Source organism: Mesorhizobium sp. M1312 (genome assembly GCF_040318115.1).
In the GTDB taxonomy this organism is placed as follows: Bacteria; Pseudomonadota; Alphaproteobacteria; order Rhizobiales; family Rhizobiaceae; genus Mesorhizobium.
On sequence record NZ_JAMYLQ010000004.1, the window covers coordinates 109329 to 133744 of the forward strand.

The window sequence follows — 24416 nt, forward strand, 5'->3', positions numbered from 1 at the left end:
CGACGATGGCGCCACAAACGCAGGCGACTACGAACTCGAAGCCAGCCGGCGGTTGATCCTTGGAGGCTGAGACAACCACGTCAGGTGATGGATCGGATCGAACCACCGTCGACGCCCCAGACCGAGGACGTCACGAACGAGGCCAGGTCTGAGGCGAGGAACAAGATCACGTTCGCCACTTCGTCCGGCGTCCCGAGCCGCTGCAGCGGCAGCTGCCGAAGCTTCAATTCGTGCTCGACGGCCGCCTGCGGCTCCATCTTGTGGTACTTGCCCATCGTCTCGGCGAAGCCCCCAGGTTTCTCCCAGAAGGGCGACCAGATGGGACCAGGAGCGACAGCGTTGACGCGGATCTTGGGAGCCTCGGCTCGCGCCAATGCCTTGGTGAGGGCGAGGATTGCGGCCTTCGATACCGAGTAGTCGACCGGCACGGGTTCAGGCTGTCGCCCTAGGTCCGATGCGTTGTTGATGATCACGCCGCCATTGGCCCGCAGGATTGGCAGCGCTTTGCGGATCGCTCGCACATAACTCATGAAGTTGAGCGAAAGTGTTGCATCCCACGCCGCGTCATCGACGTCGTCGAAGCTGCGGATGGCGCCGGAACCAACATTGTTGATGAGCACGTCAACACGGTTCCCGAAGCCTTTCAGAAGTTCGTCCATGCCGCCGGATACCCCGGCCGCCTCCGAAAGATCCGCCTTTGCGCAGTGAACGACTACACCATGGCCACCGGCGACGGCCCCGACCTCTGCAAGTCCCTTCTCGTCGAGGTCCAACAGACCGAGGTCGGCGCCTTCCTTAGCGAAAGCCAAAGCCGTGGCGCGGCCGATGCCATTGGCAGCGCCCGTGATGATCACCACCTTTCCCTTGAGACCAGTGTCCATATTGCTTCCTCCCAACGATCGTGAGTTTAGACGGACGCCCCTTCGGCGCCGGTTCGGAAATCAAAGCCAGCAGTCAATCCGCCGTCGGCGATGACGTCAGCGCCGAGGAGTGCCGACGCGCCATCCGACAAGAGGAACAATGCTGCTTGGGCGACCTCGCTTGCCTCGAGGATGCGGCCTTGCGGCTGTCGATTTGCGCGGGTCGCCAAGAACCGGGAGCTGTCGGTGGCGCTCTCGACGTGTCGCTTGAAGAGACCAGCCATCATGGGACCGGGACTTAGAACGTTGATCCGAATGCCTCGGCGTGCGTGGTCGAGTGCCGCGGTCCGAGCCAGCTGACGCACGGCTGCTTTCGATGCGTTGTAGATGGCCAGCTGCTGCTCGGCCAAGGTGGCATTGACTGACGCAACCGCAACGATTGCGCCTCCACTTTTGGCCTCCATTCGAGGGATGATCATCGCCATCGCCAAGGCGGTGCCGGTCACGTTCACCGACATGGTGAGCTGGATGCGTTCGGGTGTCGCTTCAGATACAGTGCCAAGGTCAAGGATTGCGGCGCACGTCACGAGCCCGAGCGTTGCGGACGTTTCGGCGTCGAGGAAGTCGCCCACCTTATCCCAGGTACTTGTATCAGCGATCGAACCGGTGATTTGCTGGTAGCTGGGATCGGATGGGAGCGCAGATGGGGCCACATCGACGCCGACAACCTTACAGTTGCACTGCAGCAGATGCCTGGCCACTTCGAGGCCGAGACCTGACGCTGTGCCTGTCACGACGACGATGTCGGGCAGACGCAATTCAAGCGAACCCATTCGATCACCTATTCAACAAGGGGAGGCATGCCGGCGTAGGCGCGATGGAGGAGGCGCCCAATCCGATCTTTATCGAGCTGCCGAGGGTTCCAGTAGGGATTCGACAGGGCCAATGCGCGGGCCTGGCCAAGACCTTCTTCTACCATGCCGATGTCCTTAAGGGCGCGCGCCGCTCCTACCTGACCGGCGAGTTCGTAGAGCGCGAGGCTAGGGTTGTCGGTGCCTAAAACGCGCTTCAGGCGATCGATGGCATCCGGGACTGCTGGTGCGTTGTAGGCGAGGGCATGAGGCAGCACGATGGTGTGCGTCTCAGCATGTGGGAGATCGAACGACCCGCCGAGCGTATGGCAAAGCTTGTGGTGCAGAGACATACCCACGGCCCCCAGGCAAGTCCCCGCCAGCCAAGCACCGTACAGGGCCAGGGATCGTGCTTCTTTGTCCCGCGGGTCAAGCCTGATCGTGGGCAAGGCCTTGGCCAATGCACCGATGGCTTCGCCCGCCATGAGGTCGATAATCGGGTTCCGGTCCCGAGCGTAGAGCGCCTCAACCGCGTGTGCGATAGCGTTGATGCCGCTGGTTCCCGAGAGGGCGACCGGTAGGGAAAGCGTCAGGTCGACATCGTAGATCACCACTTCAGGCAGGACCTTCGGCGAAGTGATCGTCTTCTTCTGGCCGTTTGCTGTTTCACCAAGGATGGGTGTCATCTCAGAGCCGGCATAGGTGGTCGGGATGGCGATCTGCGGCAGATCTGTACGCAGAGCTAACGCTTTGCCCAGCCCAGTCGTCGAACCACCGCCAATGGCGATGAGCCCGTCGACATTCTTTTCCTGAATGTCTCGCATCGCTTGTTCGGTGACATTCACCGGAGTGTGCATGGCGGCGCCCGAGAACACCCCAACTGACTTCGCCGCGAGCAGGGAGGCCACCGTCAGCGCAAAGTCTTCCTGCTGGGGTGTGGAGAGGACCAGAACCCGCTGTAGCCCCAGGCGGTCGACTTCTTCTCCGACCTTTCCAACCGATCCCGCGCCAAAGACCACTCGCGACGCATTGGCGCTGTAGACGAAACTCTCGGGTAGCCTTGCCATTTTGCTCACTCCCGATTGTTAATGCGCAGGTTGAACTGCTTGATGCTGATCTCGGCCCACACGCCCGACCGGTTGAAGGGGTCGGCGGCGTTGAATGCTTCGACCTCAGCCACACTGGAGGCCTCAAAGACGAACAGTGACCCAATCATTGTGGCGCCGTCGGCCGCTAGCAGCGGTCCGGAGATTACGGTCCTCATCTTTCCCGCGGCCAGATAGGCCTTATGCTCATCGTAGTGAGCAAGACGAATATCGATCGCGTCTGGATGATCGATGCAGTGGACGGCAACCTTCATGGCGAGGGTTCCTCCGTTGAAACGTAGTCGACCTGGTACCGCGCAATACGCACACCTTGGAGCTCGTCACGTATCTTCAGGTGGGCGGGATGGGTGGCATATGCCTCTAGAGCTTCAGCGCTTTCGAATTCTGAGTAGAGCACCACGTCGCAGGCGTAATCGACGCCGCTGAAATCCACGCCTACTTCTATGTGCAGAAGGCCCGGGATCGCTCCGAGCAATGCCTCAAAGCGCGATTTGACCGCTTCTACCGCAGCGGCTTTCTGGCCGTCGGCAGTTGGAAGGAGATTCCACATGACGACATGCTTTACCCGCTCCCTCTGCCCCTTCTGTGTCGCCACCTGATCCATCCGTTCCCTCTCAAGCCAAGTGACCGTGCAAGTTTGACGGAAGTGATTGCATTTGCTTGGGATGCGATGAAGACTGGCTTTCTCAAAACACCTTTCCGCGGGATGCAAAAAGTGGATCGCTGGACCGAGCTACAGGTGTTCCTCAAGATCGTTGAGGAACAGAGCATGACAAAGGCGGCGGATGCCCTTGACCTCTCGGTTTCCGGAGTTAGCCGCCACCTTGTGAATCTGGAGACGAGGCTCGGTGCCCGGCTGGTTCAACGATCCACTCGCCGGCTCAGCACGACCACCGAAGGCCAGCAGCTCTACTTGGACGCCCGAGACATCCTGGCGAACTGGGAAGAGGCCGAGGCAAACGTTACGGCCCGCGCTCATGCACCAACCGGCAGGCTGAGGGTGGGGGCCTCTCTGTCATTTTCGTTGCTGCATCTGATGCCAGTAGTTCAGCAGTTTAGGCAGCGCTATCCGAGTGTGCTGATCGAGGTGGTGGCATCCAACCGCTACTACGACATCATCGAAAATGGGCTCGATCTTGCGATCCGCACGCGTCGCGTGGAGGCCGATAGCTCCATTACTATTCGGAAACTGGCCGAGACGCGCCGGCTGTTGGCGGCATCACCGGAGTATCTCAACCGCTGCGGAGCCCCGATACATCCCAGTGACCTCAAGGACCACGATCTGATCCTCTACACTCTGGCCGACAACTGGAACAACCTGAACTTCCGCAAGGGCGAGGATGCTGTAACCGTCGAGGTCGATGGCATCATCAATGCCAATGACGGCCAGCTCATCTGCGCAGCCGCTCGCGACGGCCTTGGGATCCTGGCGCAGCCGACGTACATTATCCAGGAAGATCTCGTAGCCGGGCGCCTTGTCCGCGTCCTCGACGATTGGGATCTCCCGAGGCTGACAATGAATATCGCCTATCCGAGCAAATCCTTCATGCCTGCCCGGACCCGGCTGTTCCTCGACTTTCTCGTCGAGCAGTTCCGCGCAAACAACTACGAGGAACTGCGGACTCGGTAGGCCGATTTTTGCGCGCCACGCAACACAGTTTCCCCAGCGACCGGGTTTATTCTCCCTCGGTAGAACGTTAGCCAAAACGGGTGCCGCGCTGTTCGCGGAGGCACGATATGCATTCCCGCAAGGACATCGTGATGGCTGCAGACGTTGAACTCCTGATTTCCTACTTCGCCCTCTCTGGAGACGTCTTTCCGTTGGGCCCGACGGAGATCAGCCCCTTTCCGTTCAAGGACCGTGTCGAGGCCGCTGCCCGCGCCGGATTCAAGGGCTTTGGCCTCCATTCGGAGGATGTAGTTCATGTCAGGGATCAGATCGGCTACCGGGAAATGCGCCGGATCGTGGAGGCGAACGCCATCAAGCACCTCGAGATCGAGTTCCTGACCAATTGGTTCCGCCGCGACGAGAAGCGTCAGGAGTCCGACAAGGTCCGCAAGCTTATGCTCGAGGTCGCAGCGGAATTGGGACTAAAGGATATCAAAGTCGGGCCTGGCTTCGAGGATGCCCCCGCCGACGTGCCGCTGATGGCGGACGAACTGGGCAAGTTATGCGACGAGGCCGCGCCCTACGGCACCGACATCGTGTTGGAAATCATGCCATGGTCCAATGTGCGTACCATCGAAACCGGCTTGGCGATCGTCTCCGCTGCAAATCGCAAGAATGGTGGCCTGCTGATCGACATATGGCACATGGCCCGAGGCAACATTCCCTATAGCGAAATTCGCAAGGTACCTGCTCGGTTTATCAAAGCCGTGGAAATTGACGACGCGCTGAAGGTGGCGCCGGTACCAGACATTTGGGAAGACACGATCGCTTATCGCGAGCTTTGCGGGGAAGGGGAACTCGATGTCCCGGCGTTTCTGCGCGAGGTACAGGCAGCCGGTTACCGCGGCGTGTACGGCACGGAGATCCTTTCGGCCAAACACCGCAAGCTAGGACTGGACGAAATGGCCGAGCGAGTTTTCAAGTCCTCCATGGCTCAGTTTGCCCATCTCTGATCGGACCAACGGCAGCGCGAGCTTTTGGGGGGTGATCAACGAGGATCGCCCCTTCCTCTTTCTCCACAACGAAGGTCAACGGCATGGGCTACGCTATTGGTGAAGATGCTGTGCTCGGCATCGCTTGCCTGGGAATTACGCACCCTCACACATCCGGCAGGGTAAAGGCGTTTCAGAGAATGCCAGGGGTGCGCCTGCTGGGTGCCCATGACGAAAGTCCGCTTCTGACGCCGTTCGTCGATGCGCTTGGGTTGGAGCCTCGAAGCAAGGACGAGATCCTAGCGGATCCCGATGTCCATGCGGTGCTTGTGCATCCCAAAAGCCACGCTATGGCGGATTTTGCCATCGAGGCGCTTGAAGCGGGAAAAGCCGTGCTTTGTGAAAAGCCGGCCGGCCGAGGGTCAGCCGACACCGCGCGTATTGTCGCCGCGGTCGATCGGACGGACGGCCTGTTTCAGGTTGGCTACTGTTGGCGTTTCGCGCCTTCCATCGGAAAAATGCAGGAGGTTCTGGCAAGCGGACGACTCGGGAAAGTTCTCCAGGTCAGGGCCCATGCTGGCTGCTCTCATAATGAGGCAGCTACCGCCCACATGAATCAGCCTGGAGACATAGGTGGAGCGATGTTCGTAATCGCCTGCCACCTCATTGATCGCATCCTGCTCCATTTTGGCATGCCCGATACAGTCAACGCCAGAATTACCAAGTTTCCGTTGGTGTTCGGCGCCGAGTCCAGGGAAGACGCCGGCGGCGCGATCCTCAACTACCGCGACAAGCTGGTCACCGTCGACTTCATGTCATGGGATCCGCTGTCATGGACGGAGAGTTGGGAACTCTCGGCCTACGGGACCGAGGGAATAATGCATTCATGCCCTGTGCCGGCGTCGTACAAAATCTACGACAGTGGGAAGAACGGTCATCAGCAAGGATGGACGGAGTGGCGCGAGACGAGTTTCCCCGAAATCTGGGCGACGAAGAAGACCGTCTATTCGCCTGAAATCGCCGAGATTGGTAACCCTATCTACTTCAACCGCGAGGCGGCCGCTTTTGTTACATCGCTGCGCACGGGATCGTCGTCCATTGTACCAGCCACCCATGCTCACAACATCAACCGGCTCCTTGAAGCCATGTTTAAGTCGTCTGAATTGGCAGGCGCTGAAGTATCGTTGACGTTTTAAGGCCACCTTAGGTCAGAGCCCGAACCTCCTAGGTAGCAGGCCCTTTTATGAGTTCATTTTTGCGCGGGGTGCAAGACTGTTTCCAAATTCGCACGCTTTATCGCGCCAGCCTGGCATGTAGCACCTCTGAGAGAAGGTCGCGTTCTTTGCAATGGGGCCGCATCGGCGAGCCAGGCGAGGTAGCTGCCGTTATCCTGTTCCTCGCTAGCGACGAGGCGTCCTACGTCACCGGAGCTCAGGCTATCCGCCCGGTGAGTTTATGGGGCACAGGCACGTGCCAGTGCGCCCAGTTATGCAACGTCGATTGGGTTGCGGCCTGCGCCGTGAAGGAGGGTTTTATGGATAAGACGGTTCCCGATCTCGCCACAGCAGTAGCCGACATCCAAGACGGGATGACGCTGATGATTGGTGGATTTGGCGGCTCAGGCGCCCCGATCGAACTCATCCATGCTCTGATCGATCGATTTCGCGGCACCGGGTCTCCTACGGGACTCACCGTGATCAACAACAATGCTGGCAATGGGCGGATCGGCATCGCGGCGATGATCGACGCTGGCATGATTGCGAAGATGATTTGCTCATTTCCACGCTCAGCCGACCCTCGCGCCTTCACTGAGAAGTACCATACCGGCCAAATCGGGCTCGAACTCGTGCCGCAGGGAACGCTGGCCGAGCGCATCCGCGCCGCCGGTGCAGGCATTCCAGCCTTTTATACGCCGACCAGCTTCGGCACCGATTTGGCCGAGGGCAAGCCGGTCGCCGAGTTTGAAGGTCGTATGTACGTGCAGGAACGCTGGCTAAAGGCGGATGCAGCCCTGATCAAGGCGGAACTGGCGGACACCATGGGCAACCTCACCTACCGCAAAGCGGCGCGAAACTTCTCGCCTCTGATGGCCGCCGCTGCCCGGGTGACCATCGTCCAGGCCTCAACGATCGTGTTGCCTGATGGAATCGACGCCGAGCAGGTCATTACACCCGGAATTTTCGTCGACCGCATCGTGCAAGTCGCCGATGCCCAACAGGAGGAAGCCCTGATGCGGGCTGGGGTGGCCTACGCATGACTGAGAAACTCACCAACGCTCAGATCGCCTGGCGAGCCGCTCAGGACATTGCCGACGGCGCTTATGTGAACTTGGGCATCGGTTTTCCCGAGATGGTCGCGAAATTCCAGCCCTTCGGCCGGCAAGCGATCTTTCACACCGAGAACGGCGTGCTCAACTTCGGGGAATCTCCTGCGAAAGGCGAGGAAGACTGGGACCTGATCAACGCGGGCAAGAAGGCAATCACGCTCAAGCCCGGCGCATCTTTCTTCCACCATGCCGATAGCTTCGCCATGGTTCGGGGCGGCCATCTCGATGTGGCCATCCTGGGCGCTTACGAAGTTGCGGAGAACGGTGACCTCGCTAATTGGTCGACGGGCCCTAAGGCCGTGCCGGCTGTGGGCGGTGCCATGGATCTGGTGCATGGCGCCGAGCGCGTTGCTGTGATCACCGACCACGTGACGAAGGAAGGACGCCCCAAGCTGGTCAGGCGCTGCAGTCTGCCGCTGACCGGGGTTGGCTGCGTGACACGCGTCTATACCAGCCTTGCCGTTGTTGACATCGTGAGTCAGCGGTTCGTGCTGCGCGAGAAACTGCCCAAGCTCAGCCTCGACTCCCTGCAAGCGGTAACTGGTGCCGAGCTTGTCGTCGACGGCACGGTTGACGACCTGATTGTTCCGGAGGTTTAGGAATGAGCGAAGCCTTTATCTGCGCCTACAAGCGCACGCCCATCGGCCGCTTCGGCGGCGTCCTGTCCTCGGTTCGAGCGGACGATCTAGGTGCCGTTCCCCTCAGGGCACTGGTCGCTGAGAACTCAGGTGTTGATTGGGACGCAGTCGACGACGTGATTTTCGGATGTGCCAATCAAGCCGGCGAAGACAACCGGAACGTTGCTCGTATGAGTTCGCTCCTGGCCGGCCTGCCAGTGAGCATCCCTGGCACTACAATTAATCGCCTGTGCGGATCTGGAATGGATGCCGTTATCACCGCCGCTCGCGCGGTCAAGTCAGGTGAAGCAGAGTTGCTCATCGCCGGCGGTGTCGAGTCTATGAGCCGAGCCCCATTCGTGCTGCCCAAGGCCGACACGGCCTTCTCTCGCAATGCAGAGATCTACGACACGACCATCGGCTGGCGCCTCGTCAACCCGCTGATGAAGGCGCAGTACGGCGTGGATTCAATGCCCGAGACCGGTGAGAACGTCGCTCGGGAGTTCGGCGTGTCGCGCGAAGCCCAGGACGCATTTGCGGTGTGCAGCCAGAACAAGGCTATTGCCGCGCAGAAGAGCGGCAGGCTTGCTCAGGAAATCGTCCCCGTAATGGTTCCTCAGAAGAAGGGGGACGCGGTTCGCGTCGAACGGGACGAGCACCCTCGAGCCGGCACCACAATTGAAACCTTGGCCAAGCTCAAGCCACTGTTCTCAGACGGCAGTGTCACCGCCGGCAATGCCTCGGGAGTGAACGACGGCGCTGCGGCACTCATCATCGCGTCTGAGGCAGCGGCCAAGCGCTACGGGCTTACGCCGATCGTCCGCATATTGGGTGGCGCGGCCGCTGGCGTGCCACCTCGCATCATGGGCATTGGTCCTGCACCAGCCACCAAGAAGTTATGCGCTCGCCTTGGGCTTACACCGGCGGAGTTCGAGGTCATTGAACTCAACGAGGCTTTCGGGAGTCAGGCCATCGCCGTACTTCGCGACCTGGGCATCCCTGAGGACGCAATCCACGTGAATCCCAACGGTGGCGCAATTGCCCTGGGACATCCCCTGGGTATGAGCGGCGTGAGAATAACTGGAAGCGCGGCTCTCGAACTCACCACCCTTGGGAAAACATACGCTTTGGCGACGATGTGCATTGGCGTGGGGCAGGGAATCGCTATCGCATTGCAGCGGGTTTAGATGTGTGGGCGACGGGCCTCTGAGGCTGGCCAACGGGGGAGAGGCCCGGTTTGAACCGCTTGGGAAGCCACGCTCGCCGAAGGATGGGATCGCGATCTTCCCTGATATTCCCGCGATTGCTCGGTACGGCTGAAATGTCGTCCGCGAAACACATGCTCCTTACGGCTGTTCCAGAGCACAAAAGGCGTTCCACACCCCGAGACTTGTCGCTGCCGATGCGTACCGCGGATTTAAGCAGTTGATTTTAAAGAATTATTTAGACCATTGAACTACGAATCTGGGGGTCAGGAGTTCGAATCTCTTCGGCGCGCCAATGCTTTTCAAAATCTTAGCTCCTGTGTCGCCCTGAAACCCAGTCCGGCTTGGGTTACAAATGGGTTGCAACGGCCCGTGGCAGATTGCGAAGGTACCTATCTCTTACTGGGATGGGGCGAGTTCCATACCCACCCAGTACCCACCCCGGCTCTTGGGAGGCACCTGTCTGCGCTTATCAAGGTAGTCTGCCAAATCCTGCAAATGGACACCCTTGGCACATTTCTGACTTGTTTCTATTCGCATGAGCGGCAGGGCAAATGTCGCCTGAACTGAGCTTGCGAAGAAATTTCGGGAGCGTCAGGTGCGAAAAGAAATCGCGACGGACCTCATCGAGCGGAATGATGGCCTTACCGTATTGCGCCATGAGCAGAAAAGCGGTGTTGAGTGACATTGATGGTTCCGCTTTGAAAAATAGAATGAAATGAGTCACATACCATAGAGGCCGGCAATGTCAGTCTGTCCAATCTCAATGTGGTTTAAAAACTGATGATTGAAAAATATAGGAAATTCGTCGTAGCACCGATGATGGACTGGACGGACCGGCATTGCCGGTTCCTCCATCGCCAATTGACGCGCCGGTCATTGCTCTACACCGAGATGGTCGTGGCCGACGCGGTCATCCAGGGCGAGCGCGAGCGCTTGCTCGGCTTCGACGATACGGAACATCCGGTCGCGTTGCAGCTCGGCGGCTCCGATCCGCGGAAGCTTCCCGAGGCGGCCCGCATCGGCGAAGCCTTCGGCTATGACGAGATCAACCTCAATGTCGGCTGCCCGTCCGACCGCGTCCAGTCGGGTACGTTCGGCGCCTGCCTGATGAAAGCACCGCTCCTTGTCGCCGATTGCGTCGCCGCGATGAAGGCTTCTGCCAGCATCCCCGTCACCGTCAAATGCCGCATCGGCGTCGACGAGCAGGACCCTGAGCCGGCGCTCGATGCGCTGGCGAACGGAGTTTTCGCGGCCGGCGCCGACGCGCTGTGGGTGCATGCCCGCAAGGCGTGGCTGGAAGGACTAAGCCCGAAGGAAAACCGCGACATCCCGCCACTCGACTACAACAGGGTTTATCGGCTGAAAGCCAAAAACCAAAACAAATTCATCGGCATCAACGGCGGCATTCAATCGCTTGAAGAGGCGCTTGACCACATTGATCATGTCGACGGCGCCATGCTTGGCCGCGCCGCCTATCACACGCCGGGCATTCTGGCAGGTGTCGACGCCGCGTTTTACGGCGACAAACCCAACGCGTTCGATTTTACCACGCTGATCGATGCCATGGCGGATTATGCGGCACGCCATATTGAGCGGGGCGGGCGGCTTGGCCATGTCACTCGTCACATGGTCGGCCTGTTCCACGGTCTGCCCGGCGCGCGCCGCTACCGGCAGATCCTTTCGACCGATGCGACGAGGCCCGGCGCCCGACCGGATGTGCTGAAGGCGGCTTTCGCTGCAGTCGATTTCGGCGGGACGGACGCGGAAGCAGCTTGACTGTTCAATCGCGCAAGATCATGCGCGCTTGGTTCGTGGTCCGTTCAGCAATCTAGAGGACCGTCGATAGCTGAGGCAAAGCCGTCAAACTAAGCGGCGCTCGCCCGCTCGGCGTCCTGCATTTCTTCTTTGATCGCGTGCGACATGGATCGAGTGCGCAGCGCATCGCGCTTCGGCGGCGCCTGGAATGTACGGCGATATTCGTGGGTGAATTGCGAGATGCTCTCGTAGCCCACCTCGAACCCAGCGCTGGTTGCCGAAAAGCCTTCATCGAGCATGAGGCGGCGTGCTTCGATTAGGCGAAGCCGCTTCTGATACTGTCCCGGCGTCAGTGACGTCATGTGCTTGAAGTGCTTGTGAAAGGCCGTAAGGCTCATCGCCGCTGCGGCCGCCAAGCGCTCGACGGGAACACGCGATCGATACTCGGTTCTAAGAATCGCGATGGCCGCAGCGAGACGGCTCGCGTGGCCGTCCGGATCGGCAAGCGACCGCAGAGCCGCGCCGTGCTGACCCGAGAGGAGCCAATAATGCAGTTCGTGCATAATTCCGGGGCGCAGGAGCGACGTAGCATCCGGTCGGTCCAGCAAGCGCATTAGCCGCACTGCGCAATCTAGAATCGGCGCATTGGTGTCTTCAGCGAACAAGGTGCGTGTCTCTGACGGGCGCTGCGCACGCACGCTGCCCAACTGCGCCGCGATCTCGCGCAGGAGCGTCATCTCGAGTTCGACTGCGACGGCCAGATAGGGCTCGCGCCGGCTTGCCTGCACGATCCGTCCGACGACCGGCATGTCCGCGCTCACGATCACGGATTGCCCAGCGGAGAAGACTTGCTGCTCTCTGCCCACGGTCATCAGCTTGGCACCCTGCAGAACCAAACAAACCAGCGGCCGATAGACCGAATGCAAGTCGCCATGTGGTGACTCGACGCACATCATCCGCAGGCCCGGCACTGGCGTCAGCGCCAAACCGTCCCGGTTTGCATGGCGGGCGGCATAGGTGTGAACGGCATGTTTGAGGACGTCCATGCAATGTCTCCTGCAGCGGCGCGATCCTGGCGATCCTAGCATGCGGGCGGACAAACATCACGTGGGCTGCAGGATCGAGCAAGTTTTGCGCATGCGTTGGCAAGCTGTCGACCGCATCGCCCGGTAGGAAATGTCCCAACCAAACAAGCCCGCTCGATAAGGAAGGGAATTCATATGCTTGGGCAGAACGAGGTACCGAGACGCGCCGTGCTGGCGGCTGTCGCCATGGCTCCCGTAGCACGCGCGGTGGGCGCCGCCGGCGCGCAAACGACCGGCCAGGCGCCGTCACCGTCAATTGCGAAAAGAACCACGATCTCGCGGCCGGCGTAGTCCGGGATATCGAGGCAGCTGGTGGGCGCGCCATCTGGGTGCAGGCCGACGTCAGCGACCTAAGTGCGGTACAATCGCGGCGCTCTGCAGCGGGAACGGGGCTTGGATCAACGGGCAGACGGTATTCACTAACGGCGGGATCGTTTGACCCGATTGGTTGGAATAGATGGAGCACAGAACGATGAAAATGACCGGAAATACGATCCTTATCACCGGCGGCGGATCCGGGATCGGGCGGGAACTGGCGCTACGCTTCAATGCGCTTGGAAACACTGTGATCGTGGCGGGACGGCGCAACGAGGCGCTCGAGCGGACGATCGCCGGGCGTGAAGGCATGCACGCCATGGTCGGCGATGTCGAAGACCCAGGAGCGATCACAGCATTTGCCAAGCGCTTAGTCGCCGAGCACCCGGCGCTCAACGTGCTCATCAACAATGCCGGCATCATGCGCCGCGAGGATCTCACCAGGGCCCGCGATCTGCGCGACGCGGAGGAGACGATCGTCACCAATTTGTTCGGGCCGATCCGCCTCACCAACGCGCTAGTCGACCATCTGGCGGCCCGGCGAAATGCCGTGATCGTCAACGTCTCGTCAGGCCTGGCCTTCGTGCCGCTGAGTGGCACGCCGACCTACAATGCCACCAAGGCGGCGATCCATTCCTATACGGTGTCGTTGCGCGAGCAACTCAGGGGCAAGGTCGAAGTGATCGAGCTTGCGCCGCCCGCGGTTCGCACTGAACTCACTCCCGGCCAGTCGACGCGCGACGAGTATATGCCGCTCAATGCGTTCATTGACGAGGCGATGGCGTTGTTTAGCCGGGAGCCGACGCCCCAGGAGATACTGGTGGAGCGCGTCGGCTTCCTGCGCTGGGCGGAGCGGGACGGCCGGTTTGATCAAGCGGTCGAGGTGCTCAACGCTCATTGAGCGGCGCCGAAGCAGCCGACTGTTCAATCGCGCAAGATCATGCGGTCGCCGCGCACGTCGAAACCGGACAGTGAGCCGATGAAATTCATGCCGAGCAGGCTCTGGCCGAGCATGCCGGGCGCGGCGATCATGACCGGCATGTCCTTGCGCACGATCCCGCCGATCGCCAATTCGTCGGTTCTCACGGCGGCGGCGCGCGCCATGCCGTTGGCGGTGGAAACCGGTATGGTGAAATTGAGAGCGGCTGGATTGAATCCGGCCGCTTGCGCGTCCTGCGCGGTCAGCACGGTGCTGGTGGCGCCGGTATCGACCACGGCCCGGACCGGCGTGCCGTTGATCATGATGCGCGCTTCGAAATGGCCATTGCCGGCCTTGTCCAGGGTCACCGTGGCATGGCCGTCCTCAAGGCCCAATGCCAGCGGACTGCCGGGAACAAGGCCGGCCGTTACCCGGCTGGCGAAATCCTGCAATTCATAACGATACTGGTAGCCGGCGATCAGTGCGAGCACGATGACGGCCCAGGTGCCGAGATTGCGGGCCATCGCGCCCAAGGGTCTGCCTGATCTGAGCAGGCTGGCACCGATGAGCGCGACCAATGCGCCAAGCCAGATCAGCCGGCTGAAATCGTAATTCTCGACGCCGAATGTCCTGCCCGCGGAATCGTTGAACATGAGCAGGACCACGCCTGCCCCGATCGCGATCATCAAAACCCAGAAAAATCGGTTCATAGCTGGCTCACGAGAGAGCGTCGCGTTCGCGCGCGAGGCGGGTGCGGCGGGTTTCCCGGCGCGGTCTGCGTTCAACCGTTTCCAGCCGGGCCGGCAGCTCGGCCATGACGCTGCGGCGGATCTCAGGGGTCATCTCGATCCAGGCGCCGATTTCCTCGCGCGTGCGGCCGCAACCGAAGCAGAAGCCGGTTTTCATATCGATCGAACAGACCAGGATGCATGGGGATTCGATGGCCGTCATAATATTCTCTCAGGATTTCCGTCAGGAATCCCTTGTCTCGCCTCCACATGGTGTAACAGCAAAGCCAATGCAAGCCCTCCGGATTGCGCCGCCGGCAACCGCTTTCGCGTCAATGCAGGCAGTTGTGCCGGCCGAGCAAGGCGGCTATGCCGCTCACCAACTCCGGGAAATGATCACCAACGACATGATCAGCGCACTGCCCTTCGACGATTTTCGCAATCTCCTGGCGATCCTGCCGCCGGCCGACACGGCGGCCGAAGCCCGCGTCCGTGCGCTGTTTGCCAAGGCCGACAAACCCAAAGGTTCGCTCGGCCGCATCGAGGACATCGCCGCGTGGCTCGCTGCCTGGACCGGCCGTGCGCCGCCGGCGGTGAACCGGCCCCTGGTGGCGATCTTCGCCGGCAATCATGGTGTCGCTCGGCACGGCATTTCGCCACGGCCTGTCGCTGCCACGGCGAATGCCGTCGAGCATTGCGCGGCCGGGGGTGCGGCGGTCAATCAGATCTGCATCGCCAATGATCTCGGGCTGAAAGTGTTCGATCTAGCGCTGCACATTCCGACCGCCGACATCACCGAGGACGCAGCACTTGACGAGCGCGGCTGCGCTGCCACCATGGCCTTCGGTATGGAGGCGATCGCCGGCGGCACCGATCTGCTTTGCCTTGGCGACCTCGGTGTCGGCAATTCCACCGTTGCAGCGGCTTTGTGTGCGGCACTCTTCGGAGGCAGTGGCGCAGATTGGGTCACATCCGGATCGGGCGCCGATGCATCGATGCGGGCGCGCAAGGCGGAAGTGGTCGATGCCGCCCTAGCCTTCCACGGCACAGGTCTCAGGGACCCTCTGGAAGCGTTGCGCCGGATCGGCGGCCGTGAGTTCGCGGCGATCGCCGGCGCCATCCTCGCCGCCCGGGTGCAGAAGATCCCTGTCCTACTCGATGGATTCGTGGCGATAGCCGCGGCGGCGGCGCTACATGCCGCCGCCCCGGCCGCGCTCGACCATTGCCTGCTTGCCAGCCTGTCGCCAGAGCCTGCGCATGCTCGGGCCGCCGAGCGGCTCGGCTTGCGCCCGCTGCTTGATCTCGGCGTGAGCCACGGTGAGGGGGCAGGGGCGGCCCTCGCGGCGGGCCTGGTCAAAGCCGCTGCTCTCACCAGCTCGGGTATGGCGGCGGCGGTTCATTAAGCGTCTATCGCCGGCGCGCAGCAACGGCCCTGGTCGGCAGCGCCGGCAATTCCTCCATCACCCGGCTCAACGGGAAGATGGCGATCGCCTCGGTGCCTTCGCGCAGTTTGGAATGGAGTTCGAACTGGCCGCCGTGCATGGCAAGCAGGCTTTGGACGATCGGCAGGCCAAGCCCGGTGCCTTGTTCGGCGCTCTTGATGGCGATCGAGCCCTGGCCGAAGGCGGACAGCACGACCGGGATCTCGTCTTCCGGTATGCCAGGCCCGTTGTCCTTGACGGAGAGGTATTGCCCGCCGCCCGCCGTCCAGCCGACGCGCACGCGGATCTCGCCGCCAGTTCCGGTGAACTTGATGGCGTTCGACAAAAGATTGAGTGCGATCTGTCGCACTGCGCGTTCGTCGGCGAACAGGCGCGGCAAGGCGTTTTCGAAATCTTGGACGATCCGGATATCCTTGTTGCGCGCCTTCAGCTCCATCATGTGACAGCAATCCTCGACGACGGAAAGCAGCATCATCGGCTCTTCGTTGAGCTGGTAGCGGCCCGCTTCGATGCGCGACAGGTCGAGGATTTCGTTAATAAGATCGAGCAGATGCTGGCCAGAGTCATGGACGTCGCGAGCATAGTCGCGATAGGTCGGGTTGCTCATCGGGCCGAGCACCTCGTTCGCCATCACCTCGGAGAAACCGAGAATGGCGTTGAGCGGCGTCCGCAGCTCGTGGCTCATCGAGGCCAAAAACCGCGACTTTGCCAGATTGGCGTCCTCCGCCCGTCGCCGCGCTTCGTCCGACATCGATTTCGCCGTGTCCAATTCGGCGATCAGCGCATCCTTTTCGGAGCGGAACGAGAGCAACATCAAGGACGAGCGATTGAGGTAGCGCGCCACATAGGCGAAGAAGGGCAGCGAGGCGATCAGCAACCCGGCCATGATCAGTTCGACCGGCATCCACTGCCTGCTGCCGGCATAGGCATAGGCCGCCACTGGAACGGCGAAGGTCGCCAGCAACGCTCCGCGCAGCGATGAGGCCGTGATCGCGGTCGCCGCCATCGCAAGCAGCAGCACCACCGCCTTGATCAACTGGAACTGGTCGACCTGGCAAGCGTCGCAAGCGAGCCAGGCGAACCAGGCCCAGCCCAGGCCGCAAAGGAAATGGCCTATAAGGAAATCACTGTGCGTTTGCAGCGGGTTGAGTTCGGCAGCTTCCGTTCGGTCGACGCGCCTCGCCATGAACACGACGATCGTGTAGCAGATGAGTGTAAAAAGCGCCCAGACGCCAATTTCCTTACCCATTCCAGCAAACAGACCTGTCGCGGCGGTCGCCAGGACGAGAAGCGGAACGACGATCGCGCCGCCTATCATCGCACGGGCGTGGAGTTTCAAAAGCTCGCGGTCGAAATCAGGATTTCCGACCTGCTGCGAAAGACGGTCGCGCGTCTTGCGCACCGCGCGCGCCACATCACTGTTGCGATGGGGTTTCCTGCGGTCCACAATAAACTTGTCCGCTGTGGTCGAGCGTTGCACGGGCATGGAGACTTCAATTTATGCGGGCAGCGGTTTCAAATTGTTAAGCTACGTCCGAATGATTAAGCAACGGTTTGCCGTATGAGCCGTTCGTGGTCGCGGCGGCCGCGTCAGCGATATGTCTCGCCGCGGCCGCGAAGCCTTTGGCGCCGGCTGGTGGACTACGCACTGACCGTCCTCGTTCTCGGTCTGCTGATCCTTCTGGCGGCGCGCCTTGACCGGATCGAGACGCGCAAGACAGAGGGTGCCGCCGTCGTCAATGACGGCGATACGATCACCCTCGGTACCGAACGCATCCGCATGCGCGGCATTGACGCGCCCGAATATTCGCAAGTCTGCCGCAAGGACGGCGCCGACTATCCCTGCGGTAAGCTGGCGCGGCAGTCGCTGATGCGGCTGATATCAGGCAAACCCGTCTCCTGCGCCGGCTGGCAGCGCGACCGCTACGGCCGGCTGCTCGGCGACTGCAATGCCGGCGGCAGGGATCTCAACCGCGCCCAGGTCGAGGCCGGCTGGGCGGTTGCCTATGGCAATTTCGAAACCGAGGAAGCCGCCGCCCGCGCTGGCAAAGCCGGCATCTGGGCCGGCACGTTTGACGAGCCGCACGATTGGCGCGAGAGCCATGATCACGAAGTGACCGAAAGGAAGCACGGTACTTTGGCTTCGATAGGCGATGGCTTGCGAGAAATTTTTCGCTTCTGGTGATGGTCAATCCTATAGTTGTTGCAACAGACCTGATCAGACATGCGCTAAGATTCTTGTTTCGCATCGTGCTTTCCGGAAATCGATTCCGGTTTTCGGGCCGATCCGATAGGAGGAAAGGAATGAAACTCTTCGATGGCGGCCGGGCGCCCAATCCACGGCGGGTTCGCGTCTTCGTTGCCGAAAAGGGGCTTGAGGTTTCTCTGGTGCCCGTCGACATGGGCGCGCTGGAGCACAGAAAGCAGCCGGTTAGTTCGCGCAACCCGCTGCAGCGCCTGCCGGTGCTCGAACTCGACGACGGCACCGTCATCACCGAATCCGTCGCCATCTGCCGCTATTTTGAGGAACTGAATCCGGAACCGGCTTTGTTCGGCCGCGGCGCGCTCGGCAAAGCGCTGGTCGAGATGTGGCAAAGACGCATGGAGCTCAACTTGCTCGGTTGCGTCACTGCCGCGTTCCGGCACATCCATCCGGCGATGAAGGAATGGGAGATCCCACAAATCCCTGAATGGGGCGAGGCCAACAAGCCGAAAGCCGTCGGATTCCTGAAACTCCTCGACGACGAGTTGGCGAACCGGGAATTCGTCGCCGGCGACGCCTATTCGATCGCCGACATCACGGGGCTGATTGCCATCGACTTCATGAAGCCGGCGCGTATCAAGGTGCCGGAAGACTGTGCCAACGTGCTGCGCTGGCATCAGGCGATCTCCAGCCGGCCGAGCGCTGCCGCCTGAGAATGAGTTCCCGAGAATGAGCGAAAACCTGGAAAACTTCGCGGCGGGGGTACGCGCCTGCCGTATCTGCGTCGAAAACCCAATCGGCCGCCCGTTGCCGCACGAGCCGCGCCCGGTGCTCAGGCCGTCGTCAAGCGCCCGCATCCTGATTGCCAGCCAGGCACCGGGCACCAAGGTGCATATGTCAGGCATGCCGTTCACCGACGCCTCCGGCGATCGGTTGCGGGACTGGCTGGGCGTCAGCAGCGAAGAATTCTACGACACGACAAAATTCGCTATCGTGCCGATGGGCTTTTGCTTTCCCGGCCAGGATGCCAAGGGCGGCGACCTGCCGCCGCGCCGCGAATGTGCTGCGGCCTGGCGTGCGCCGCTGATGGCGCTGATGCCGCGCATCGACCTGGTGCTGACGATCGGCAGCTATGCGCAATTCTGGCACATGGGCGCCGCGCGCCGGCCCTCGCTGACGGAGACGGTGATGGATTGGCGCACCATCTGGGATGCGCCCACCAACCCGAAAGTGCTGCCGCTGCCGCATCCGTCGTGGCGCAACACCGGCTGGCTGAAGCGCAATCCGTGGTTTGAAATCGATTTGCTGCCGTTTCTGAGATCGGAAATCCGCTATCGCCTCGACTGAGGCGTAAGCAAGAAATCACTTGCTTTTACGCCATCTGGCAGAATTTCTTTCTTGTGAATGGCCTAAATAAGAAGGACTATAGCCAATCCATTCCTAGTCTACCCTGTGGGAGCACCCAATGGACCGTCTTGACAGAAAAATCCTCCGCCTCTTGCAGGAGGACGCGACCCTCGCGGTAGCCGATGTCGCCAAGAAAGTCGGACTGTCGACCACGCCCTGCTGGCGGCGCATTCAGAAGCTCGAGGAGGAGGGCGTCATCAAGCGGCGCGTCGCCATCCTCGATCATGAAAAGGTCAATGTGCGCGTCACCGTATTTGTGTCGATCCGCACCAATTCGCACAGCCATGAATGGCTGCGGCGCTTTTCGGAGGTCATCCAGGAATTTCCGGAAGTGGTCGAGTTCTACCGGATGAGCGGCGACGTCGACTACCTCTTGCGCGTGGTGGTGCCCGACATCGCTGCTTACGACGCCTTCTACAAGCGGCTGATCGCCAAGATCGAGATCCGCGACGTCTCGTCGTCGTTTGCCATGGAGCAGATCAAGTATACGACCGAAATGCCGCTGGACTACATGGTTCTGGACAAGGAATCGGGCGCCAACGCTGCCTGAGGGTTTTTTGCTTAGTTCTTCTTTTTGTTGAGGAAAGTCCAGGGCGAGTTTGCCGGCAGCGTGATGGTGTCCGGCACCACATCGACGTTCACCACCTCCGCCTTGCGTACGGTATAACCCGACTGGATCACGCTGACACCGTCGAGGATGAAGAGCTGACTTTTCTCCATGCCCAGCTCCAGGGCGCCGGTCACGGACACCGGCTGATAGGCTTCCGACATCCTGTAGGGGCGGGCCGGCGTGACGAGGACGATCTGATTGGGCGGCGGCGTCGGCATGTGGCTGCACGCACCTGTCCACGGCACCAGCAGGAACTGATAGACGAGATCGCCGTCGCGATCGAGCGGCAGCGCGTACCCCGCCAGTTGGACGGTCTTGTCTCGCAAATTGAGAGACAGCGTCTCGCCACGGTCAGGCATTTTTGCCGCGATCATCGGCAATCCGACACTTTCGGCAGCGGGCTGCGTCGCCGGGCGCAGGTCCTTCCAGAATATGCGCGCGGTTTCGGCGGAAGCGCTGCCCGCCACTACGGAAATCAGCACGGCCGCCAGCGCCGTCGTCGATTTGAGACGATTGCTCATCGTGTGCTCTCCATTTGACAGGAGTAAAGCTGCCGTGGTCGACAGCGTCAACGTTCCAGCCGCATCACATGCCGGCGCGAGCCTGCCATGCCGATCTCGTGGAATCCGCGGGCCACGAACATGTCTCGAAAGCCCATGAAACGGTAACTCGGCGATGCCTGGTCGACCGGATAGGCCTCGATCGTCCTGGCGCCTTTGGCGAAGGCGTGATCGATGGCCGCGTCGAGCAATGCGGTTGCCAGCCCGCGGCCGCGCAATACCCTCAGCACATAGAAGCAGACGATCGACCAGATGCCCGTCTCGCTGTCGTCCTGGTGCCGCGACAGCCTGCGGTAGGTCTCGCGCGGCGCGATCGAGCACCAACCGACTGTCTTGCCTTCCGCATGAGCGACAATGCCGACCGGTGTGCCGGCCGCGATGAGCGCCATCATGGCCCGTTTCCTCTCATCGTCGCCCACGTGCTCGCGGTTATCGAGGTTGCGCCAAGCCATGCACCAGCAATACTTCGGGCCGCCCGCCTGCTCGAACAGATTTTCGAAATCGGCGTATGTCGATCGTGTCACCTCCGTAAAGAGGATTTCGTCCCAGTCAGCCTTTCCTGGCGAGCCGCTCGAGCGTTTTGGCATCGGAAAGCTCCCTTGCGGCATCCTTGCCGATCCAGCACGCCGTCTTGTCCGTCGAATCGGCCAGCTTTTGTGCCAGGGCGAGGGCAGCGCCGTGCAAATTCATCGATCGCTTGCCGATCGAACGCAGCGCCCAGTTCACCGCCTTCTTCACAAAATTGCGGCCGTCGGTGGCATGCGCTTCGATGATCGACAGGAAGTCGAGAAAGGTCGCCTCTGGTTCATTCTTCCGGTGGACCACCGACCAAGCCATCATAGCAAAAGCCGTGCGTCGAACGAATTCCCTTTCGTCGACTGCGAATTCGGCAATCAGTTCCCTCCAGGAATCCGTATCGACAAAGAGATCGGAGACGCCGTCGACGATATCCCATGAGTCGAAAGTCGCCGCCCATCGTCTTGCATCCGCGGCAGAGAACCGCTTCGGATCGGCCGTGACCGACGCGATGAACTGCGCTTCCATGATGCCTGTCTGCCATAGCTCGAAGGCACGCTCATGGTTGCGCTTGATTTTCTTGGCAATTTGCCGCTGCACGCCATGCGAGATACCGAGCGCACGTTCGATCTTGATGCCGTAGCGCAGCATGCCAAGGCGATTCTCCTGCGAGCCGACCGAGCGCAGATGGTCGACAATTTCCTCGGCGCTGGATTGAGGCGACAGCTCGGCCAAGACGAAACCTACTTTTCCAATCGCGCCAGCAAAGAGGATGTATCCCAGCGTTTGCCGCCCATCCCCTGCACATCCTTGTAGAATTGGTCGACAAGTGCCGTCAGCGGCAGCTTGGCGCCGTTGCGGTCGGCCTCCGCCAGGCAGATGCCGAGATCCTTGCGCATCCAGTCGACAGCGAAGCCGAAATCATATTTGCCGGCATTCATTGTCTTGTGACGGTTCTCCATCTGCCATGAGCCGGCCGCGCCCTTGGAGATCACCTCGATGACTTTTTCGATGTCGAGCCCGGCCTTCTTGCCGAAATGGATGCCTTCGGCCAGCCCTTGGACAAGACCGGCGATGCAGATCTGGTTGATCATCTTGGTGAGCTGGCCCGAGCCGGCCGGGCCCATCAGCCCGACCATGCGGGCATAGGCATCAATGACAGGCTTCGCCTGTTCGAAGGCCTTTTGTTCGCCGCCGACCATGACGGTCAGCACGCCGTTTTCGGCGCCGGCCTGACCGCCGGAGACCGGTGCGTCGAGGAATGAAAACCCGCGCATTTGCGCCTTCTCAGCCAGTTCGCGCGCGACTTCAGCCGAGGCCGTGGTGTTGTCGATGAAGATGGCTCCCTTCTCCATCGTCTGGAACGCACCCTCGGCTCCAATCGTCACCGCGCGCAGGTCGTCATCATTGCCAACACAGGAAAAGACAAAGTCCTTGCCGTCAGCCGCTTCAGCCGGCGTGTTGGCAACGCTGCCGCCATGCTGGGCAACCCATTCCTCGGCCTTTGCCTTGGTGCGGTTATAGACGGTGACGTCGTGGCCGCCCTTGTTTCTGAGATGTCCGGCCATTGGATAGCCCATGACGCCAAGACCGAGAAATGCCACCGATGCCATGTTTCGAATCCCTTCAAGCCTGTGTTCCGGCCTTCTTAGCGGATCAGGCAAAGCTATGGGAGTCAGCGGTGCAGATGTATGGTAATGCGCCGTTCTATCCACTCGACCGCGTGGCGGAGTATCTCGACAATGATCAGGTAGATGATCGCCGCCCAGATATAGGACTGGAAGTCGAAAGTGCGCGAATAGGTGAGCTTCGTAATGCCCATCAGATCATAGACGGTGATGAGGGCCACGATAGCGGAGCCTTTGATCATCAGGATGATCTCGTTGCCATAGGGACGCAGCGCCACGATCAGCGCCTGTGGCAGGATGATCTTGCGCAGTATTTGCAGTTTGTGCAGGCCAAGCGAGGCAGCGCCTTCCCACTGACCTCTGGGGACGCTCTCGATTGCGCCGCGCAGGATCTCAGCCTGATAGGCTGCTGTATTGAGGGTGAACGAGAAAATGGCGCAGTACCAGGCTTCACGAAAAAAGCCCCACAGGCCGACAGCTTCAAGTGCCGGTCGAAACGAACCCACGCCATAGTAGATAAGAAAGACTTGGGTCAAAAGCGGAGTGCCGCGGAAGAAGTAGACATAAGCGTAGGCAAAGCTGGACAGGATCCGGTTCCTGGACATCCGCGCGTAGGCGACAGGAACTGAGAGGACGGCTCCCAACACGATCGACACAGCGACAAGCGCGAGAGTCACGCCAAGGCCAGAGATGTAGCCCGGGGCGTATTTTTGGAAGAATTCGGAATTCCAAGCCTCGACCAAGTATACAATCATGCCGATGCCGAGCACGATCCAGAGACCGACCAACGCATATCCCAATACACGTTGCCGGGACCAGCCGCGCGGGATTGCTGGCGGTTTTTCGACCTTGGTCGCCACGTCGGCTGCTGCCGCGCTCATCGTTGCGCCTGTTGTCGGCCAACCCTGCGTTCAATGGCATTGATGCCGAAGGACGAGATGATGGCGAGGAGCAGATAGATAAGAGCAGCGACCCCAAAAAACAGGAATGCGTGCTTGGTGACGCGGGCGGCGACACCCGCTTGCCGCAATATGTCGGCAAGACCGATGGCGGATACCAGGGCGGTATCCTTGAGCAGGATAAGCCACAGATTGGCAAGACCCGGCAGGGCAATACGGACAAGCTGCGGCAGCACCACCAGTCGCATCGTCTGCCAGCCCGACAGGCCAACCGAATAGCCGCCCTCATACTGTCCCTTCGGGATGGCGCGGAACGCGGAGAGGAAAACCTCGCTGGCGTAGGACGAGAAGACGACGCCGAGCGCGATCATGCCGGAAACAAATGCATTCACTTCGACCGCAGCGGTCGGGTCATATAAGCGCATCAACTGCTGGATGCCGATTTGCGCGCCGTAAAAGATCATGAACAAGGTCAGCAGCTCGGGCAATCCACGAAAGATCGTGGTGTAGATATTGCCGGCCAGCCGCATCGACGGCTCGTTGGATTGCTTGGCCAGTGCAACCAGAAAGCCGATCACAAGGCCGACAGGCAGGGTCGCGGCTGCAAGCGAAACGGTGATGAAAACACCATAGGCGATGTCGTCGAGCCAGCCTTCGGGTCCCCAACTGAGCAGCGTCCAAACGCTTTGCATCCGCCTGCCTGTTCTCCTCTGGCTTTTTTTGAGAGCGCGGCGTCACCCCTCCCGCGCCGCTCCTTGCGCGAACGGCGGGGATGTCCCG

30 protein-coding genes and 1 pseudogene are annotated in these 24416 nt (G+C 60.8%); 14 read left to right on the forward strand and 17 right to left on the reverse strand.

The annotated features are described in order from the left end of the window. Positions 1-80: 80 nt before the first annotated feature. From NKH36_RS07450 to NKH36_RS07470, 5 genes are read right to left on the reverse strand one after another with little or no spacing between them, the layout of a single operon-like run. Positions 81-881: an SDR family NAD(P)-dependent oxidoreductase gene (locus NKH36_RS07450; protein ID WP_287329019.1), complete on the reverse strand. Its 801-nt coding sequence runs from the start codon at positions 879-881 to the stop codon at positions 81-83. A gap of 26 nt (positions 882-907) precedes the next feature. After that, the gene (locus tag NKH36_RS07455) at positions 908-1693 is read right to left on the reverse strand and encodes an SDR family NAD(P)-dependent oxidoreductase (protein WP_287329018.1); all 786 of its coding nucleotides are present in this window, start codon (positions 1691-1693) and stop codon (positions 908-910) included. An 8-nt stretch (positions 1694-1701) separates the two neighbouring features. Beyond that, positions 1702-2778: a maleylacetate reductase gene (locus NKH36_RS07460; RefSeq protein WP_352958207.1), complete on the reverse strand. Its 1077-nt coding sequence runs from the start codon at positions 2776-2778 to the stop codon at positions 1702-1704. A 5-nt stretch (positions 2779-2783) separates the two neighbouring features. Next, positions 2784-3071 carry a YciI family protein gene (locus NKH36_RS07465; protein WP_352958205.1) on the reverse strand — a complete coding sequence of 96 codons (288 nt, stop codon included), beginning with the start codon at positions 3069-3071 and terminating at the stop codon, positions 2784-2786. Next, positions 3068-3421 carry a Dabb family protein gene (locus tag NKH36_RS07470; RefSeq protein WP_254026262.1) on the reverse strand — a complete coding sequence of 118 codons (354 nt, stop codon included), beginning with the start codon at positions 3419-3421 and terminating at the stop codon, positions 3068-3070. The genes NKH36_RS07465 and NKH36_RS07470 overlap by 4 nt, the downstream gene beginning before the upstream one ends. A 42-nt stretch (positions 3422-3463) precedes the next feature. On the opposite strand from NKH36_RS07470, the gene NKH36_RS07475 reads away from it, so the two are divergent. From NKH36_RS07475 to pcaF, 7 genes and pseudogenes are all read left to right on the forward strand, one after another. Further along, complete coding sequence (locus NKH36_RS07475) at positions 3464-4447, forward strand: LysR family transcriptional regulator (RefSeq protein ID WP_352958324.1); 984 nt, start codon at positions 3464-3466, stop codon at positions 4445-4447. A gap of 107 nt (positions 4448-4554) precedes the next feature. Further along, positions 4555-5439, forward strand: a complete 885-nt coding sequence (locus NKH36_RS07480) for a sugar phosphate isomerase/epimerase family protein (protein WP_352958204.1) — start codon at positions 4555-4557, stop codon at positions 5437-5439. Between the two features lie 83 nt (positions 5440-5522). Beyond that, positions 5523-6614 (forward strand): Gfo/Idh/MocA family protein, encoded by a 1092-nt coding sequence (locus tag NKH36_RS07485; RefSeq protein WP_352958202.1) that lies wholly within the window; start codon positions 5523-5525, stop codon positions 6612-6614. A 47-nt stretch (positions 6615-6661) separates the two neighbouring features. Beyond that, positions 6662-6841: pseudogene (locus NKH36_RS07490) on the forward strand (hypothetical protein); the annotation flags it as partial. A 111-nt stretch (positions 6842-6952) separates the two neighbouring features. Then, positions 6953-7675, forward strand: a complete 723-nt coding sequence (locus tag NKH36_RS07495) for a 3-oxoacid CoA-transferase subunit A (protein ID WP_352961066.1) — start codon at positions 6953-6955, stop codon at positions 7673-7675. Beyond that, entirely contained in the window at positions 7672-8343 is a 672-nt protein-coding gene (locus NKH36_RS07500; protein ID WP_352958200.1) for a 3-oxoacid CoA-transferase subunit B, read from the forward strand. The genes NKH36_RS07495 and NKH36_RS07500 overlap by 4 nt, the downstream gene beginning before the upstream one ends. 2 nt (positions 8344-8345) lie before the next feature. Next, on the forward strand, positions 8346-9548 hold the full coding sequence (gene pcaF / locus NKH36_RS07505) for a 3-oxoadipyl-CoA thiolase (protein WP_352958199.1): 1203 nt from the start codon (positions 8346-8348) through the stop codon (positions 9546-9548). A gap of 417 nt (positions 9549-9965) precedes the next feature. On the opposite strand, the gene NKH36_RS34795 is transcribed toward pcaF, so the two are convergent. Further along, on the reverse strand, positions 9966-10106 hold the full coding sequence (locus NKH36_RS34795; RefSeq protein ID WP_502911985.1) for a pyocin activator PrtN family protein: 141 nt from the start codon (positions 10104-10106) through the stop codon (positions 9966-9968). Further along, a complete protein-coding gene (locus NKH36_RS07510; RefSeq protein WP_502911992.1) occupies positions 10039-10254 on the reverse strand; it encodes a pyocin activator PrtN family protein in 216 nt (71 codons plus the stop codon). The genes NKH36_RS34795 and NKH36_RS07510 overlap by 68 nt, the downstream gene beginning before the upstream one ends. 95 nt (positions 10255-10349) lie before the next feature. Between NKH36_RS07510 and dusA the strand changes: the two genes are divergently transcribed. Further along, positions 10350-11345 carry a tRNA dihydrouridine(20/20a) synthase DusA gene (gene dusA, locus NKH36_RS07515; RefSeq protein ID WP_502911986.1) on the forward strand — a complete coding sequence of 332 codons (996 nt, stop codon included), beginning with the start codon at positions 10350-10352 and terminating at the stop codon, positions 11343-11345. Between the two features lie 89 nt (positions 11346-11434). On the opposite strand, the gene NKH36_RS07520 is transcribed toward dusA, so the two are convergent. After that, the gene (locus NKH36_RS07520; RefSeq protein ID WP_352958197.1) at positions 11435-12370 is read right to left on the reverse strand and encodes an AraC family transcriptional regulator N-terminal domain-containing protein; all 936 of its coding nucleotides are present in this window, start codon (positions 12368-12370) and stop codon (positions 11435-11437) included. 511 nt (positions 12371-12881) lie between these two features. Here NKH36_RS07520 and NKH36_RS07530 point away from each other — a divergent pair. Next, positions 12882-13625 carry an SDR family oxidoreductase gene (locus tag NKH36_RS07530; RefSeq protein WP_352958196.1) on the forward strand — a complete coding sequence of 248 codons (744 nt, stop codon included), beginning with the start codon at positions 12882-12884 and terminating at the stop codon, positions 13623-13625. 23 nt (positions 13626-13648) lie between these two features. Here the strand turns inward: NKH36_RS07530 and NKH36_RS07535 are convergent, their stop codons facing one another. Both NKH36_RS07535 and NKH36_RS07540 read right to left on the reverse strand, forming a co-directional pair. After that, the gene (locus NKH36_RS07535; protein WP_352958195.1) at positions 13649-14353 is read right to left on the reverse strand and encodes a TIGR02281 family clan AA aspartic protease; all 705 of its coding nucleotides are present in this window, start codon (positions 14351-14353) and stop codon (positions 13649-13651) included. 7 nt (positions 14354-14360) lie between these two features. Beyond that, a complete protein-coding gene (locus NKH36_RS07540) occupies positions 14361-14594 on the reverse strand; it encodes a DUF1289 domain-containing protein (RefSeq protein ID WP_095492971.1) in 234 nt (77 codons plus the stop codon). Between the two features lie 184 nt (positions 14595-14778). Between NKH36_RS07540 and NKH36_RS07545 the strand changes: the two genes are divergently transcribed. Continuing rightward, positions 14779-15774 carry a nicotinate-nucleotide--dimethylbenzimidazole phosphoribosyltransferase gene (locus tag NKH36_RS07545; protein WP_352961068.1) on the forward strand — a complete coding sequence of 332 codons (996 nt, stop codon included), beginning with the start codon at positions 14779-14781 and terminating at the stop codon, positions 15772-15774. Between the two features lie 4 nt (positions 15775-15778). On the opposite strand, the gene NKH36_RS07550 is transcribed toward NKH36_RS07545, so the two are convergent. Next, positions 15779-17299, reverse strand: a complete 1521-nt coding sequence (locus NKH36_RS07550; RefSeq protein WP_352960970.1) for a sensor histidine kinase — start codon at positions 17297-17299, stop codon at positions 15779-15781. Between the two features lie 75 nt (positions 17300-17374). Between NKH36_RS07550 and NKH36_RS07555 the strand changes: the two genes are divergently transcribed. The 4 genes from NKH36_RS07555 to NKH36_RS07570 all read left to right on the forward strand — a co-directional run bounded on the left by NKH36_RS07555 (position 17375) and on the right by NKH36_RS07570 (position 19973). After that, positions 17375-17998, forward strand: a complete 624-nt coding sequence (locus tag NKH36_RS07555; protein WP_352958191.1) for a thermonuclease family protein — start codon at positions 17375-17377, stop codon at positions 17996-17998. Positions 17999-18117: 119 nt separating this feature from the next. Next, complete coding sequence (locus NKH36_RS07560; protein WP_352958189.1) at positions 18118-18729, forward strand: glutathione S-transferase; 612 nt, start codon at positions 18118-18120, stop codon at positions 18727-18729. A gap of 16 nt (positions 18730-18745) precedes the next feature. Then, positions 18746-19363: a uracil-DNA glycosylase family protein gene (locus tag NKH36_RS07565; protein WP_352958187.1), complete on the forward strand. Its 618-nt coding sequence runs from the start codon at positions 18746-18748 to the stop codon at positions 19361-19363. A 118-nt stretch (positions 19364-19481) separates the two neighbouring features. After that, complete coding sequence (locus NKH36_RS07570; RefSeq protein WP_006333679.1) at positions 19482-19973, forward strand: Lrp/AsnC family transcriptional regulator; 492 nt, start codon at positions 19482-19484, stop codon at positions 19971-19973. Positions 19974-19984: 11 nt separating this feature from the next. On the opposite strand, the gene NKH36_RS07575 is transcribed toward NKH36_RS07570, so the two are convergent. From NKH36_RS07575 to NKH36_RS07600, 6 genes are all read right to left on the reverse strand, one after another. After that, the gene (locus NKH36_RS07575) at positions 19985-20554 is read right to left on the reverse strand and encodes a DUF3299 domain-containing protein (protein WP_502911993.1); all 570 of its coding nucleotides are present in this window, start codon (positions 20552-20554) and stop codon (positions 19985-19987) included. A 47-nt stretch (positions 20555-20601) separates the two neighbouring features. After that, entirely contained in the window at positions 20602-21180 is a 579-nt protein-coding gene (locus NKH36_RS07580) for a GNAT family N-acetyltransferase (protein ID WP_352958184.1), read from the reverse strand. Continuing rightward, positions 21143-21844, reverse strand: a complete 702-nt coding sequence (locus tag NKH36_RS07585) for a DNA alkylation repair protein (protein ID WP_352958183.1) — start codon at positions 21842-21844, stop codon at positions 21143-21145. The genes NKH36_RS07580 and NKH36_RS07585 overlap by 38 nt, the downstream gene beginning before the upstream one ends. Positions 21845-21852: 8 nt before the next feature. Next, complete coding sequence (locus NKH36_RS07590; protein ID WP_352958181.1) at positions 21853-22722, reverse strand: NAD(P)-dependent oxidoreductase; 870 nt, start codon at positions 22720-22722, stop codon at positions 21853-21855. A 62-nt stretch (positions 22723-22784) separates the two neighbouring features. Continuing rightward, on the reverse strand, positions 22785-23618 hold the full coding sequence (locus NKH36_RS07595; protein WP_352958179.1) for an ABC transporter permease: 834 nt from the start codon (positions 23616-23618) through the stop codon (positions 22785-22787). Then, positions 23615-24328: an ABC transporter permease gene (locus NKH36_RS07600; protein WP_352958178.1), complete on the reverse strand. Its 714-nt coding sequence runs from the start codon at positions 24326-24328 to the stop codon at positions 23615-23617. The genes NKH36_RS07595 and NKH36_RS07600 overlap by 4 nt, the downstream gene beginning before the upstream one ends. Positions 24329-24416 lie beyond the last annotated feature (88 nt).